Annotated in this window: 14 protein-coding genes; 12 read left to right on the top strand and 2 right to left on the bottom strand. The window is 70.8% G+C overall.

The window, feature by feature from the left end; genetic code table 11:
• The first annotated feature begins 31 nt into the window (after window positions 1-31).
• Window positions 32-1048, top strand: a complete 1017-nt coding sequence (locus OG272_RS43670) for a Gfo/Idh/MocA family oxidoreductase (RefSeq protein WP_327726535.1) — start codon at window positions 32-34, stop codon at window positions 1046-1048.
• On the top strand, window positions 1045-1914 hold the full coding sequence (locus tag OG272_RS43665) for a sugar phosphate isomerase/epimerase (protein WP_326574204.1): 870 nt from the start codon (window positions 1045-1047) through the stop codon (window positions 1912-1914). Before OG272_RS43670 ends, OG272_RS43665 begins: the two co-directional genes overlap by 4 nt.
• Window positions 1915-1967: 53 nt before the next feature.
• On the opposite strand, the gene OG272_RS43660 is transcribed toward OG272_RS43665, so the two are convergent.
• Window positions 1968-3266, bottom strand: a complete 1299-nt coding sequence (locus tag OG272_RS43660) for a cytochrome P450 (RefSeq protein WP_327726536.1) — start codon at window positions 3264-3266, stop codon at window positions 1968-1970.
• A 20-nt stretch (window positions 3267-3286) separates the two neighbouring features.
• Window positions 3287-4642 (bottom strand): glutamine synthetase family protein, encoded by a 1356-nt coding sequence (locus tag OG272_RS43655; RefSeq protein WP_327726537.1) that lies wholly within the window; start codon window positions 4640-4642, stop codon window positions 3287-3289.
• A 212-nt stretch (window positions 4643-4854) separates the two neighbouring features.
• On the opposite strand from OG272_RS43655, the gene OG272_RS43650 reads away from it, so the two are divergent.
• The 10 genes from OG272_RS43650 to OG272_RS43605 all read left to right on the top strand — a co-directional run bounded on the left by OG272_RS43650 (window position 4855) and on the right by OG272_RS43605 (window position 15154).
• Complete coding sequence (locus OG272_RS43650; protein ID WP_005484148.1) at window positions 4855-5043, top strand: ferredoxin; 189 nt, start codon at window positions 4855-4857, stop codon at window positions 5041-5043.
• 5 nt (window positions 5044-5048) lie between these two features.
• Complete coding sequence (locus tag OG272_RS43645; protein WP_327726538.1) at window positions 5049-6287, top strand: FAD-dependent oxidoreductase; 1239 nt, start codon at window positions 5049-5051, stop codon at window positions 6285-6287.
• A gap of 14 nt (window positions 6288-6301) precedes the next feature.
• A complete protein-coding gene (locus OG272_RS43640) occupies window positions 6302-7114 on the top strand; it encodes an acetoacetate decarboxylase family protein (RefSeq protein ID WP_327726539.1) in 813 nt (270 codons plus the stop codon).
• Window positions 7115-7243: 129 nt separating this feature from the next.
• The gene (locus OG272_RS43635; RefSeq protein ID WP_327726540.1) at window positions 7244-8704 is read left to right on the top strand and encodes an aldehyde dehydrogenase; all 1461 of its coding nucleotides are present in this window, start codon (window positions 7244-7246) and stop codon (window positions 8702-8704) included.
• Window positions 8697-9650 (top strand): 3,4-dihydroxyphenylacetate 2,3-dioxygenase, encoded by a 954-nt coding sequence (locus OG272_RS43630; protein ID WP_327726541.1) that lies wholly within the window; start codon window positions 8697-8699, stop codon window positions 9648-9650. Before OG272_RS43635 ends, OG272_RS43630 begins: the two co-directional genes overlap by 8 nt.
• Before the next feature lie 18 nt (window positions 9651-9668).
• Window positions 9669-10514 (top strand): fumarylacetoacetate hydrolase family protein, encoded by an 846-nt coding sequence (locus OG272_RS43625; RefSeq protein WP_326574211.1) that lies wholly within the window; start codon window positions 9669-9671, stop codon window positions 10512-10514.
• Window positions 10515-10573: 59 nt separating this feature from the next.
• On the top strand, window positions 10574-11215 hold the full coding sequence (locus OG272_RS43620) for a TetR family transcriptional regulator (RefSeq protein ID WP_327726542.1): 642 nt from the start codon (window positions 10574-10576) through the stop codon (window positions 11213-11215).
• Window positions 11216-11411: 196 nt separating this feature from the next.
• On the top strand, window positions 11412-12869 hold the full coding sequence (locus OG272_RS43615; protein WP_327726543.1) for an APC family permease: 1458 nt from the start codon (window positions 11412-11414) through the stop codon (window positions 12867-12869).
• Between the two features lie 96 nt (window positions 12870-12965).
• Window positions 12966-14456 (top strand): aldehyde dehydrogenase, encoded by a 1491-nt coding sequence (locus tag OG272_RS43610; protein WP_327726544.1) that lies wholly within the window; start codon window positions 12966-12968, stop codon window positions 14454-14456.
• On the top strand, window positions 14453-15154 hold the full coding sequence (locus tag OG272_RS43605; RefSeq protein ID WP_326574215.1) for a gamma-glutamyl-gamma-aminobutyrate hydrolase family protein: 702 nt from the start codon (window positions 14453-14455) through the stop codon (window positions 15152-15154). Before OG272_RS43610 ends, OG272_RS43605 begins: the two co-directional genes overlap by 4 nt.
• Window positions 15155-15182: the final 28 nt, after the last annotated feature.

The following is a 15182-nucleotide window of genomic DNA, read 5'->3' as shown; positions in this document are numbered from 1 at the left end:
ACCTTGTCCAACGGATCAGAGGAAAACGACCATGACCGTACGTGTAGGCGTCATCGGCGCCGGCTGGATCGGCAAGGAACACATCCGGCGCCTCACCCACACCGTCACCGGCGCCCGCGTCACCGCCGTGACCGACATCGACGCCGCCCGCGCCGAGGAAGCGGCGGCACCGGTCGGGGCCCGGGTATCGCCCGACGGCGCGGCCCTGATCGCGGCGGACGACGTCGACGCCGTCCTCGTGACGTCCTGGGGGCCGACGCACGCCGAGCACGTGCGACACGCGATGGCCGCCGGGAAGCCGGTGTTCTGCGAGAAACCGCTGGCGACGACCGCCGAGGACTGTCTGCGCGTCGTCGAGGCCGAGACGGCGCTCGGCCGCCGACTGGTCCAGGTCGGCTTCATGCGCCGCTACGACGCCGGCTACCGGCAGATGAAGCAGGTCATCGACTCCGGCCGCATCGGTGAGCCGCTGATCGTGCACTGCGCCCACCGCAACCCGACCGTCCCGGAGTCGTACACCTCCGCCATGGCCGCCCTGGACACGGCGGTGCACGAGGTCGACGTGCTGCGCTGGCTGCTCGACGACGAGATCGTGTCCACTCAGGTGGTCACACCGCGTGCCACGAGCAGGCGGTTCGCCCATCTCAAGGACCCGCAGATCATGCTCTTCGAGACCGCCAAGGGTGTCCGCGTCGATCTCGAGGTCTTCGTCAACTGCCAGTACGGCTACGACATCCAGTGCGAGGCGGTGGGCGAGGAGGGGCTGGTCCGGCTGCCCGACCCGGCGACGGTCGGTCTGCGCAGCGCGGGGCGGCACAGCACGGAGGTGCTCACCGACTGGGTGGGCCGCTTCACGGACGCCTTCGACACCGAGTTCCGCGAGTGGATCGCGGGCGTCGCCGCCGGCGCCGAACCCACCGGCCCCTCGGCCTGGGACGGCTACGCGGCCACCGTCATCACCGGCGCGACCGTCGAGGCCCTGGAATCGGGCCGTGTCGTCTCCACCGACCTCAAGCCCCGGCCCGCACTCTACGGAGGCATCGCGTGAAGATCGCCCTCGACCCCTACATGTTCCGCGCGCTGCCCATCGACGACATGGTGCGCACGGTCGCCGAACTCGGCTACGAGTACCTCGAGTTGTCGCCGCGCGACGACTTCATGCCGTTCTTCCTGCATCCGCGGGCGGACGACGGACGCGTCGCGGAACTCAAGAACTCCCTGCGCACGCACGGCGTCCAGCTGTCCTCCGTGCTGCCGCTCTACAAGTGGTCCTCACCGGAGGAGACCGAACGGCGGACCGCCGTCCGCCACTGGAAGCGGATGATCGAGATCACCGCCGACCTCGGCTGCCCGCTGATGAACTCGGAGTTCAACGGCCGCCCCGAGCGGGCCGCCGAGAGCGAGGCCGCGTTCTGGCGTTCGCTGGAGGAGCTGCTGCCACTGTTCGAGCGGGAGGGCATCGCCCTGAACCTGGAGGCACACCCGGACGACTTCTGCGAGGAGAACACCCCGGCCGTCGACCTCGTCCGCGCGATCAACAAGCCCTGGGTGAACTATCTGTACTGCGCCCCGCACTCCTTCCACCTCTCCGGAGCCTCGGAGGTCGGCGCGGACATCGCGGCGATGATGCGGTACGCCGGCGACCGGCTGAAGCATGTGCACATCGCCGACTCCTTCAACCACAAGGGCTCCAGCGGGCTGCGCTACATCCTCAACCCGCCCGGCACGACCGCCCGTATCCACCAGCATCTGGACATCGGCCAGGGTGAGGTCGACTGGGACGCCTTCTTCGGCACCCTGCGCGAGCTGGACTTCGACGGTGTGGCCACCGCCTGTGTCTTCGCCTGGGAGGAGCGGGCGAAGGAGTCGTCCGCGTTCATGCGGGACCGCATCACCAAGGAACTCGCCCGCTGACGACGTGACTCGGGCACCGACGGGCATCTCCCCCGCCGGTGCCCGAGGGCGTGTCAGGCCAGGGTCACCTCGACCGGCAGCTTCTTGATGCCGTTGACGAAGTTGGAGCGGACGCGCGGGACGTCGCCGACGAGGCGGATGCCGGCGAGGCGCGGGATCAGCTCCTCGAACATGATGCGGATCTCGGTGCGGGCCAGCAGGTTGCCGAGGCACAGGTGCGGGCTGCCCTTGCCGAAGGTGACGTGGTCGTTGTCGGCGCGGGCGACGTCGAGGTCGTACGGGTTGGCGAAGACCTCCTCGTCGCGGTTGCCGGAGGCGTACCACATGACGACCTTGTCGCCCTCCTTGACCTGCTTGCCGCCGAGTTCGACGTCACGGGTCGCGGTGCGGCGGAAGTGGTAGACGGGGGACGCCCAGCGCAGGAACTCCTCGGTCGCCACCGGGATCAGGGACGGGTCCTCCTGGAGGCGGGCGAGCTGTTCCGGGTGCTGGAGCAGGGCCAGCATGGAGTGCGTGATGGTGTGGCGGGTGGTCTCGTTGCCGGCGACGACGAGGAGCAGGAAGTAGTTGTCGAAGTCCTGCTCCGAGAGCGGGATGCCGTCGCGCGGGGTGGTGTTGACGAGTTTCGACACCAGGTCGGTGCCGTCGCCGCCGCGGCGCCGCCGGGCCAGGTCGCGGCCGTACTCGAAGACTTCGAGGGAGGCGGGCGAGCGGAACGGCAGATCGCGGTACCGCTCGCTCTCCGCGCTGTGCAGGAGGACGTCGGCGTAGTCGGGGTCGGTGTTGCCGATGATGCGGTTGCCCCAGTCGATGAGCCGCTGGTTGTCCTCCGGCGGGACATCGAGGAGCCGGGCGAGGACGTTGATGGGGAAGTCGGCGGAGACGTCGGCGACGAAGTCGAAGGTGCCCTTGGCGAGGGCCGTGTCGAGGGTGGTGGCGGTCAGGCCGCGCAGGAAGTCGGTGTAGCTGTTGATGACGTTCGCGCCGAACTGGCGCTGGATCACGCTGCGCAGCGCGCGGTGGCGGACTCCGTCCAGCTCCAGGATGGAGGCGCGTTTCTTGATCTGGTCCTCGTCGACCTCCTCCAGGTTGACGAACTTCGTCGAGGTGAAGGTCTCCGCGTCGCGGTCGACTTGGGCGATGTCGGCGTGCCGGGTGACCGCCCAGAAGCCGGAGTTGGGGGCCTCCTCCGGCTGCCAGTGGACCGGGTCCTGGTGGCGCAGGGTGTGGAACATGCGCCACGGGGTGACGCCGTCGGTGAAGTTGTCGAGGTCGGCGAGGTCCACGTCGTCCAGTGCCATGGGCTCCTGGACGGCTTCGCTTACCGGAGGGAGGTGGGCGGAAGTGGTCATGGTCGTGGGTCTCCCGGGCGTCACAGGTGGTAGGCGTACTCGGTGAACTCCCAGTCGGTGACGTGCCGTTGGAAGCGTGCGACCTCGTCGCGCTTGTAGGTGAGGTACGAGGTGGTGAAGTCCTTGCCGAGGATCTCGGTGAGAGCGGTGTCGGCCTCCAGTGCGTCGAGGGCGGCCGGCAGGCTCATCGGCAGTACGGCCGCTCGGGCGGTGTCGTAGCCGTAGCCCTCCAGCGGGGCGGGGGGTTCCTCGCCGGCCCGGACGCCGAGCAGCGCGGCGGCGATCGTGCCCGCGATCAGCAGATACGGGTTGGCGCCGGCGTCACCGAGGCGCAGTTCGAGCCGGGCTCCGGGGCCGCGCTCGGGTGGGATGCGGAGCATGGCGCTGCGGTTGTCCAGCCCCCAGTCGATGAGCCAGGGCGCGAGGGTGTCCGGGCCGAACCGTTTGTAGGAGTTGACCGTCGGGTTGGCGAGGGCGGCGAGCGCCGGGGCGTGGGCGAGGACGCCGGCGATGGCCTGGCGGGCGGTGCCGGACAGCCCGTACCGGCCCGCGGGGTCGTCGAAGGCGTTGCGGCCCTGCTCGTCGTCGCAGGACAGGTGGAGGTGGAAGCCGGAGCCGCCCGCGTCGTTGAAGGGCCTGGCCATGAAGGTGGCGAGGCGGCCCTCCTTGCGCGCGAGTTCCTTGACCGCGGCCTTGAAGCGGAAGGAGCGGTCGGCGGCCGAGAGCGCCTCCGAATGCGTCAGGTTGATCTCGAACTGGCCGCCGTCGAACTCGTGGTTGCCGGTGGTGACCCCGATGCGCAGATCGCGGAGGTGACGCAGGGTGCGCAGCAGGTGGTTGTCGGGGTCGGCGCGCAGACCTGCCGTGTAGACGACGCCGGTGGCGCCCGAGTAGCGCTTCCAGCCGCTCGGGGACGCGGGGTCCTCGTCGCAGAGGAAGTACTCGAGCTCGGGTCCGACCACCGGGCTCAGGCCGTGCTCGGCACATTGGGCGAGCACCGAGCGCAGCAGGTCGCGGGGCGACTCGGGGGCGGGTGCCCCGGTCGCGGGGTCGATGCTCTCGCCGAGGCAGGTGGCGACTCCGGGCTCCCAGGGCAGTGCGAGCAGGGTGTCGAGGTCCGGGCGCACGTGGATGTCGGGCAGGCCGGCGTCCAGGCCTCCGGCCACTGGGACGACGTCCCCCTGGGGTGAGGTGTGGTAGACCGCCCGGCAGAAGGCGAGCCCGTGCTCGCACGCCGTCGGCAGCTGGTCGAGCAGCACGTCGCGGGCCCGGTCGGTGCCGATGAGATCGGGGTAGGTCACCCGGACCACGTCGATCCCCTCGGCGGCCAGCCGCTCCTGGTAGTGCCCGACGGCCGGTGTTTCGGATGCGCTCACCGTTGTCTCCTCGGCGGCTGAGGTCAATTGTTTGATGCCAAACGATAAGAACGACTCCATCGGCCCGCAAGGGGTCGGCCACAAAAAATTATCCACCTGGACAGGTATTGACCAGGGGAAGACGGCTTCCTATGTTGTTTGAAGCCAAACGAACTTCTTCTCCGTTCGCTTCTCCACCCCGCCCGACGCCCTGACTCCCAGGAGGACCGGCCATGAAGGTCGTCGTCGACATGAACAAGTGCCAGGACCACGGACAGTGCGTCTTCGCCGCCCCCGACGTCTTCCAGCTCGACGAGAACGGGCGCCTGGCCTACGTCAGCGACCCCGACGACGCGCTCCTCGACGAGGTCGAGGAGGCCGCCGACGTCTGTCCGCTCCAGGCCATCCGGATCGAGGGCTGAGCCCCATGACAGGAACAGGGACAGCGACAGGGACGGGGACGGGGACAGGAGCAGGGACAGGCCGCATCGTCGTCGCGGGCGCCTCCATGGCCGGTCTGCGCGCCGCGGAGCAGCTGCGGGCGGCGGGATGGACCGGGGCCGTGACCGTCATCGGCGACGAGCCCCACATGCCCTACAACCGGCCCCCGCTGTCCAAGGAGGTGCTGGCCGGGAAGGCGCCCTTCGAGTCGCTGGCCTTCCGTCCCCGCGCGAGCGTCGCCGACGTGGAGTGGCGGCTCGGCACGAAGGTCGTCGCCGCGCGCCTCGCCGAGCGGACCGTCGAGCTGGACGACGGCTCGACGCTGTCGTACGACGGTCTGGTCGTCGCCACCGGTATGCGGCCCCGCCGGCTCGGCTGCTCCGGCCCGCTCGCCGGCCGCCACACGGTCCGTACGCTGGCCGACGCCCAGGGTCTGCGGGACTCGCTGACCCGGCCCGGTGCCCGGGTGGTCGTGATCGGCGCCGGGTTCATCGGCTGCGAGGTCGCCGCCACGGCCGTGGGCCTCGGTGTCGCCGAGGTGACCGTGGTCGATCCGCTGCCGCTGCCCATGGTCGGTCCGCTCGGCGAGCTGCTCGGGCGCGCGCTGCTGCGGCGGCACGAGGAGCGCGGGGTGCGGTTCGCGCTCGGCACGGGCGTCGCCGGGTTCGAGGGCGAGGACCGGGTCACGGGTGTGGTGCTCGGCGACGGGACCGTGCTGCCCGCCGACGTGGTGGTGGAGTCGGTGGGCTCGGTCGCCAACGTCGAGTGGCTGGAGGGCAACGGTCTAGACCTGTCCGACGGCGTGCTCACCTGCGAGCGGCTGCGGGTCGGCGGGCGCCCCGAGGTGGTCGCCGTCGGCGATGTCGCCCGATTCCCCAACGCCCGCTACGACGGCGTGCCCCGCCGGGTCGAGCACTGGTCCATCCCCACCGACACGGCCAAGCACGCGGCGAAGGTCCTCACCGGCGTCGAGGTGCCACCCTTCGCGCCGCTGCCCACCTTCTGGAGCGACCAGCACGACTTCCGCCTCCAGTCCTTCGGCGCGCCGGTGCTCGGCAAGGGCGACGTGCGGGTCCTGGACGGCGACCCGGCCGCCGACGTCCTGGTCGGTTACCACCACGACGGCCGGCTGGTCGGAGTCGTCGCGCTCGGCGGCCCCGCCACCGTGTCCGCCGCCGCCCGCTACCGCGCCGAACTGCTCCAGCAGCCCGCCCTCACCGCATAAGGACCTTCCTGACCATGACCAGTGTGCGTGGATACTTCCATCCGAAGACGGCGAGCGGTGCCTCGTCGCTGATTCCGTCCCCTCCCTGGCACTACTCGGGCGACCTGCTCACCGTCGAGTACCGCACGGATCCCGCGCGGGTGCGTGAACTGCTGCCGGAGCCTTTGGAGTTGGCTGACGAGGACCCCGGTGCCGTCGCGCTGATCTGGGCCGACTGGCAGTCCTGCTCGGCTTCGGGGGCGGAGCTGCTCGACCCCGTGCTCTCCCAGTACAAGGAGGCCTTCGCGGTCGTCCGCTGCGCGTACAAGGGGCGGACGTACTCGCGGTGCGTCCACATCTGGGTCGACAAGGACTTCGCGATCGCCCGCGGGCTGCACCAGGGGTATCCGAAGAAGCTCGGGTCCATCCACCAGACGCGGCCCCATCCGTACGGGCCCGCTCCGCGGATCGAGGCGGGGGCGCGGTTCGGGGCGACGTTGGCCGCGGCGGATCGGCGGCTCGCGCAGGCCGTGGTGACGCTGCGGGAGCCGGCGGAGACGAACGGGTTCGTGAACGCGCATCCCATGGCTCATCACCGGTGGCTGCCGTCGATCGAGAAGGGGAAGGGGTTGGCGCTGGACGAGTTGATCGAGACCGGCGCGGCTTCCTTCCAGGGGGGTCAGCCGTGGGTCGGCGAGGCCGAGTTGGAGCTGTTCGAGGCGCCTACGGAGGAGTTGGCTCGCTTGGAGGTCCGTGAGCCGATCGCCGCGTACTACCGGCAGGTGGGGGTTGTCTGGGACGGCGGGCGGTTGTTGGAGTCCGGGTCGTCGGGGGCGAGCGCCGAGTAAGGCCGTCGTCGAAGTACGGGTTGTCGTGGGCTGGTCGCACCCACGCGGCGGAGCCGCATATCCACACAGCCCCTGCCCCTGCCCCTGGGTGAGTTGGTCTGGCCCTTCTCTGTAAAGGAATCCCCTTTCATGTCTGACAAAATCGTCGTCGCCGGTGTCCCCGTCGACACCCGGCACTGGATCGGTGGGCAGCGGATCGGCTCCACCAGCACTTTCACCGACGTCTCCCCCATAGACGGCCGTGTCCTCGGCGAGATCGCCCGTGGTGGTCCCGGCGAGGTCGAGGCCGCCGTCGCCGCCGCCCGTGACGCCTTTCCCGCCTGGGCCGCCACCTCCCGGGCCGAACGCGCCCGCGTCCTGCATGCCATCGCCGACGGTGTCGAGAAGCGGCTCGAAGAGCTGGCCATCGTCGAGACGAACGACAACGGGGCGCTGCTGCGGTCGCACCGGCGGGGGGTGATGCCCCGGGTGGCGCACAACTTCCGGTTCTTCGCGGACTGGCTGCTGACGCTGGAGCACGAGGACTTCGAGACGCGCGGGCACACCAATCAGGTGAGCTGGGACCCGGCGGGGCCGTCCGTGCTGATCACACCGTGGAACGCGCCGCTGATGCTGGCCACCTGGAAGGTCGCCCCGGCGCTGGCAGCCGGGAACACGGTCGTTCTGAAGCCCGCCGAGTGGACTCCGCTGACCGCGTCGCTGCTGGCGGACATCGCCGCCGAGGCGGGGCTGCCGGCCGGGGTGCTCAATGTCGTTCAGGGCTACGGCTCGGAGATCGGCGACGCCCTCACCTCGCACCCGGACGTACGGCGGATCAGCTTCACGGGATCGGTGCCGACGGCCCGGCGGATCGCCGCCTCGGCAGCGCCCCACCTCACTCCACTCAGCCTCGAACTGGGCGGCAAGTCACCGCTGTTGGTGTTCGCGGACGCCGATCTGGACCTGGCCGTGGACCTCGCGGTGGAGCAGTACGACAACGCCGGGCAGGTGTGCCTGGCCGCCACCCGCTTCCTCGTCGAGGAGACGGTCGCCGAGGAGTTCACCCGGCGGTTCGTCGAGAAGGCTTCGGCGCTGAAGCAGGGTGACCCGCGTGACGAGGCCACCGACATCGGGCCCACCATCCACCCCCGGCAGCTGGAGAAGATCGACGGGTTCGTGCGGCGGGCGGTCGCGGCCGGGGCACGGGCGGTCATCGGCGGACACCGCGAGGACGGGCAGTACTACGCGCCCACCCTGCTCACCGAGGTCGCCCAGGACTCCGAGATCGTGCAGGAGGAGGTCTTCGGCCCGGTCCTCACCCTGCAGACCTTCACCGACGAGGACGAGGCCGTCCGGCTCGCCAACGACACCCGCTTCGGACTGGCCGCCACCCTCGCCACCGGCGACGCCGAGCGCGCCGCACGGGTCACCGAACGGCTGGTCGCGGGCACGGTGTGGGTGAACTGCTTCTTCGTACGCGATCTGCGGGCGCCCTTCGGCGGTTCCCGTCAGTCCGGGGTCGGCCGGGAGGGCGGCACCTGGAGCTTCGACTTCTACTGCGATCTGAAGAACACCGTGACCGCACCGAACGGATGGAACAACCATGGGTGAGATCGTCGGGGCGGGACTCCTCGCGCACGTGCCCACCATCGTCCTGCCGGAGGCCGACCGGCTGGAGCTCAACCACGGCAAGGAGATCACCCTCGTCACCGGCCTGCGCCGGCTCCGCGAGGACGTCTTCGAGGGCGAGGCCGCCGACGCGTACGACACCGTCGTCGTGCTCGACTCGCACTGGGCGACGACCGTCGAGTTCGTGGTCACCGCGCAAGCCCGCCGCGCCGGTCTCTTCACCTCCGAGGAGCTGCCGCGCGGGATGTGCCGGATGCCGTACGACTTCCCCGGCGATCCCGAACTCGCCCGGAACATCGAGAAGTTCGCGGACAAGCACGGCACCTGGATCACCGCGATCGAGGACGAGTTCCTGCCGATCTACTACGCCACCATCAACCTCTGGAAGTTCCTCGGCGAAGGCCTGCCCGACAAACGGTGGGTGACCATCGGGGTCTGCCAGACCGGGGACATGGAGGACCATCTGCGGCTGGGGCGGGCGCTCGCCGACGGCATCGCCGCCACCCCCGGGCGACGGGTCCTGCTCATCGCCTCCGGCGCCCTCTCCCACACCTTCTGGCCGCTGCGCGAACTGCGTGACCACGAGGCCAGCGATCCGGTGCACATCTTCACGCCCGAAGCGCGGGAGGCCGACCAGGAGCGGATCGCCTGGTTCAAGGAGGGCCGGCACAACAAGGTCCTCGACACCATGGACGAGTTCTGGAAGTTCAAGCCCGAGGCCAAGTTCTTCCACTACCTGATGATGGCGGGCGCGCTGGGCGAGCGGGCGTGTGTCGCCAGGGCCCGGCAGTACGGGGAGTACGAGAACTCCATCGGCACGGGCCAGGTCCATCTCTGGTTCGACCGCCCGGCCGACGGCTGGACCGGCGACGACCGTGCCGGCACCCCCGCGGCCGCCGGCCCGCGCACCCCACACACCCACAGCTAGCCATATCCAGGAGCCCTCATGCCCGAGTACCGCCGCATCCTCCTCGACGGGGCCACCGTCCAGGTCACCGTCGACGGCGACGAGCTCGTCGCCGGTGACGGCCGCCGCGTCAAGATCGAGGAGGCCCACCACCTCCCGCCGGTCGTGCCGTCGAAGGTCGTCGCCGTCCACCTCAACCACCGCAGCCGCGTCGACGAGTTCCGGATCGACCTTCCGCGGACCCCCACGTACTTCCACAAGCCGACCTCCTCCCTCAACTCCCACCAGGGCGCCGTCGTCCGCCCCGACGGCTGCAAGTGGCTGAACTACGAGGGCGAGGTGGCCATCGTCATCGGGCGGACCGCGCGGAACATCGCGCCGGAGGACGCGGGCGCCCACATCGCCGGCTACACCGTCGCCAACGACTACGGCCTGCACGACTTCCGCGACACCGACGCCGGTTCGATGCTCCGGGTGAAGGGCTCCGACACCCTCTGCCCGCTCGGCCCGGGGCTCGTCACCGACTGGGACTTCCACGGCAAGCGGCTGCGGACGTACGTCAACGGCCAGGTCGTCCAGGACGGTTCGACGGACGAGATGAAGTGGGACATGCACTACCTCGTCGCCGACATCGCCCGCACCATCACGCTGTACCCGGGGGACGTCCTGCTCTCCGGCACCCCGGCCAACTCCCGGCCCGTACAGCCCGGCGACGTCGTCGAGGTGGAGGTGGAGGGCCTCGGCCGGCTCACCAACCACATCGTCACCGGCCCCACCCCCGTACGCACCGACGTCGGCGCGCAGCCCACCGAGTCCGAGGAAGTCCTCTCCACGGCGCTCGGCGGCGACTGGGAGTTCCGTGGCATCCGCCCGCCCCAGCGGTGAAGCCCGGGTGCGGAGACGGGCTGGAGGCAGGCAGGAGGCAGGCGGGTAGGGTCACGCGCATGACCGACTCCGCCGACGCCCCGAAGAGCCGACGGCCACGCAAGCGCCTCCACTACGGCGAGGGGCGCGAAGCCCTGCTGAACGCCGCCGTGCACGTGGTGGCGCGGGGCGGGCTGCGCAAGCTCACGTATCGGGCCGTCGCGGAGGAGGCGGGGGTCACCCACGGGCTCGTCGTGCACCACTTCGGATCGCGCGACGCCCTGATCGAGGAGGCCCTCGCCCACACCATCCGCACCTCGCTCAACACCAGCTCCCTCGAACCGGGCACCGGCAAGGTCGCGGACTTCTCCACCGGGCTCTCCGAGATGGTCACGGCCGATCCGGACACCCAGGCGTTCCAGTACGAGCTGCTGCTCGAATCCCGGCGCCGCCCGGAGCTGCTGCCGCAGATCCGTGAGCTGTACGACGAGTACTTCGACGCCGCCCGGCGCGAGCTCGGCCGGATGCTGCCGGCCGGCGCGGACAAGGCGCTGACCCGGCTGGTCTTCGCCGCGCTCGACGGGCTGGTGCTGCATCAGCTCGTCCTCGGCGAGCCCGACGTCACGGACGCCGCCCTGGAGGAGCTGCGCTCACTGCTGCGACTGCTCGACGCCAACGGCGACGGGCGCCAGGACGGCGGCGTGGGCGAAGCCCGCGCATAGTCTCTGACCTCAGCGGTTCCGGCCCCGGGCGTTCGGCGTCCGGGGCCTTTCGCCGTCCCGGCGCGCGACGGAGAAGCCGGGCGAAAATCTTCACGGGGCCCCTTGCCAAACGGATAGTTCAGGCCCACCATGAGGCAATTCGTTTGGGCCTAAACGAAATGAAACCATCCTCCCCGTCCCCCGACAGGTGATCCGAGTGGACAGTCAGACGGCGGTCGCCCCGCACAGCTCACACGATCCATCCACGGCAGGCAGGCTCAAGCCCGATTCCCTCGGCGTTCTGGGCATCCTCTTCTTCGTCCTCTCCGCCCAGGCCCCGCTGACCGGCATCGCCGGAGCCGTCCCCATCGCCGTCGTCATCGGCAACGGGGCCGGCGTCCCCGCCGCGTATCTCGCGGCCGGCGTCGTGATCCTGCTGTTCTCCATCGGCTTCGTCGCCATGGGCCGCCACGTCGTGGACGCCGGCGCGTTCTACACGTACATCGGCAAGGGGCTGGGCCGCTCGACCGGCTCCGGCAGCGCCGGTGTCGCGCTCTTCGCCTACTGCGCCATCCAGGCGGCCATGTACGGGCTCTACGGGGCGACGGTGAGCGGCCTCGTCGAGCACTACGCCGACGTGAGCATCGCGTGGTGGGTGTGGGCGCTGGTCACGATGGTGGTGGTCCAGGTGCTCGGCGCCGCCGGGATCGAGATGGGCGCCAAGGTCCTGGCCGTGTTCGTCCTGGCGGAGTTCAGCATCCTGATCGCCTTCGCCTTCGTGACCTTCTTCAAGGGCGGCGGCCCCGAGGGGCTCGGCATCGCCGACAGCTTCTCGCCGGACGCGGCGCTCCAGGGCGCTCCCGGTGTGGCGCTGATGTTCGCCGTGGCGTCGATGTTCGGCTTCGAGGCGACCGCCATCTACGGCGAGGAGGCCCGGGAGCCGAGGAAGACGGTCCCGCGCGCCACCTATCTGTCGGTCGCGGTGGTCACCGGCTTCTTCGCCTTCACCTCGTGGATGCTGGTCTCCGCGCACGGCGCGTCGCAGGCGACGGCCGAGGCGGGCAAGGCGCTGGAGAGCGGCGACGCCACCGGCTGGGTCTTCGCCCCCATCGCGGCGGAGTTCGGCGCGTGGACCGGCGATGTGCTGCCCGTCCTGCTGGCCACCTCGCTGTTCGCCGGCATCCTGGCGTTCCACAACTCCGCCAACCGCTACCTGTTCTCGCTGGGCCGCGAGGGTCTGCTGCCGCGCGGGCTGACCACGCTCAACCGGCGCCACTCCCCCGGGGCGGCGGGCCTCGTCCAGACCGTGATCGCGGTGGCCCTGGTCATGCCGTTCGCTCTGCTGGGCAAGGACCCCGTGCTGACGCTCTTCTCCTGGTTCAGCGGCGTGGCCGTCCTGGCGATGATGCTCCTCTACTTCCTGACCTCCGTCTCCGTGGTCGTCTTCTTCCGCCGCTCCCGTGCCGACACCCGGCCCTGGAACACGCTGATCGCACCGGTCCTGGGCGCGCTCGGCATCGCCGGGGCGATCTGGCTGATCATCGAGAACTTCACCACGCTCATCGGCGGCGACCGGGCCACCGCCGTGTGGCTCCAGCTGACCGTTCCGGCGGTGCTGGTCCTGGGTCTCGTCGTGGCACGGGTGACCCGGGGCGGTCGGACCGTCACGGACTGACCACCGCTCACCTCCACCGATTCGAACCCCTCCTTCACCCCCCTCCTTCACCCCCCTCACGACGAACCCCTCACCAGGACAAGAAGAGGAGAGCTGATGCCCGCCCTCGCCCACGACGACCTGCTCCGTCGCGCCAAGGCACTGGATCTGCCCGACCGGCACCACATCGACGGGGTGGACGAACCGGGCGGGGGCGCCTCCTTCGCCGTCGTGTCGCCCCGGGACGGGCACGTCCTCGTGGAGGTCGCCGACGCCTCAAGCGCCGAGGTCGACCTGGCCGTGGCCGCCGCCCGCCGCGCCTTCGACTCCGGCCCCTGGCCCCGCCTCGCGCCGGCCGACCGCGGCCGGATCCTGCTCCGCGTCGCCGAACTCCTCGAAGAGCAGCGGGAGAAGCTCGCCCTGACCATCACCCTGGAGATGGGCAAGCCGTACACGGAAGCGCACGACATCGAACTGCGTGCCGCGATCAACACCTTCCGCTGGTACGGGCAGCTGGCCGACAAGCTGACCGACGAGTCACCCCACACCGCCCCCGGCTCCCTCGCCCTGGTCACCCGCGAACCCGCGGGTGTCGTGGGCGCCGTGGTGCCGTGGAACTTCCCCCTGACGCTGGCCGGTTGGAAAGTGGCCCCGGCGCTGGCGGCCGGCTGCACGGTCGTCCTCAAGCCCTCGGAGAACTCCCCGCTGTCCGCCCTGCTGCTCGGCCGGATCGGCACCGAGGCCGGACTGCCGCCGGGCGTCCTCAACGTCGTCACCGGTGACGGGCCGACGGCCGGGCGGGCCATCGGACTCCACCCCGATGTGGACGTCCTGGCCTTCACCGGGTCCACGGCGGTCGGCCGGCACTTCCTGCGCTACGCCGCCGACTCCAACCTCAAGCGCGTCTGGCTGGAACTGGGCGGCAAGTCGCCGAACATCATCCTCCCCGACGCCCCCGACCTGGAGAAGGCCGCCGCCACCGCCGCCTGGGGCATCTTCTTCAACCAGGGCGAGATGTGCACCGCCCCCTCCCGGCTCCTGGTGCACTCCTCCGTCGCGGAACGCGTCACCGAGGCGATCGTGGCCCGCGCCCGGGAGCTGCGTGTGGGCGACCCGCTCGACCCGGCCACCGAGATGGGCGCGCTGGTCGGCGAGGCCCATCTCGACCGGGTCCTCGACCACATCGGCACGGGCGTCGCGGACGGCGCGCGCCTGCGGGCCGGCGGTGAGCGCACCCTCGCCGACACCGGCGGCAGCTATCTGCGCCCCACCGTGTTCGACCGGGTGGACCCCGGTATGCGGCTGGCCCGCGAGGAGATCTTCGGCCCGGTCCTGTCCGTCCTCACCTTCGACGACCTCGACGAGGCCGTACGGCTGGCCAACGCCACCGAGTACGGTCTCGCCGCCGGGCTGTGGACCTCCGACCTGTCCACCGCCCACCGGGTCTCGCGTGCGCTGCGGGCCGGCACGGTGTGGGTCAACTGCTACGAGGAGGGCGACCTGACCGTCCCCTTCGGCGGCATGAAGCAGTCGGGCAACGGCCGTGACAAGTCCGCCCACGCCCTGGAGAAGTACACCGAGTTGAAGACGACGTGGATCCAGCTGTGACCCGGCCCCTGATAGCGGTTCCCGCCCGCTTCTCCGCCACGACCTCCGCGCTGCGGTACGCCGCCGAGGTCAACGCCCGTGCCCTGATCGAGGCCGTGTGGCGGGCCGGCGGAGAACCGGCGAGCATCCACCCGGCCGACAGCGATGTCGCCGCGCGTCTCGCCCGCTTCGACGGGATCCTCCTCCCCGGCGGCGGCGACCTCGCCCCGCACCGCTACGGCGCCACCGACACCCACGCCGCCGTGTACGACGTGGACGAGACGCAGGACGCCTTCGATCTCGACATCGCCCGTGCCGCCCTGAACCTGGGCCTACCGCTCCTGGCGATCTGCCGGGGCCTCCAGGTGGTCGACGTCGCCCTGGGCGGCACCCTGGAGCAGGACATGGGCGGGCCCGGCCGCGAACACCGTCATCTCTCGCACCCGGTGGAACTCCGGCCCGGAACCGTGGTGGAGCGGGCCACCGGCGCGCACAAGGTGGAGGTGTCCTGCTACCACCACCAGCGGGTGGACCGGCTGGGCGAGGGACTGGAGGTCACCGCCCGCGCCGCCGACGGCACGGTGGAAGGGCTCGAACTCCCCGGCTCCCCCGGCTGGTTCACCGCCGTCCAGTGGCACCCCGAGGACACCGCCCACGAGGACCCCGCGCAGCAGGGCCTGTTCGACGCCCTCGTACGGGCCGCCGGCGACCGGCGCTGACATCCCCGCGCGGGAGGTGCGGGGAGGT

The sequence above is a fragment of the Streptomyces sp. NBC_00104 genome, assembly GCF_045160825.1.
Lineage (GTDB): Bacteria > Actinomycetota > Actinomycetes > Streptomycetales > Streptomycetaceae > Streptomyces.
The sequence above is the reverse complement of the archived record's forward strand: the minus strand, read 5'-3'. Positions and strand labels throughout refer to the sequence as shown.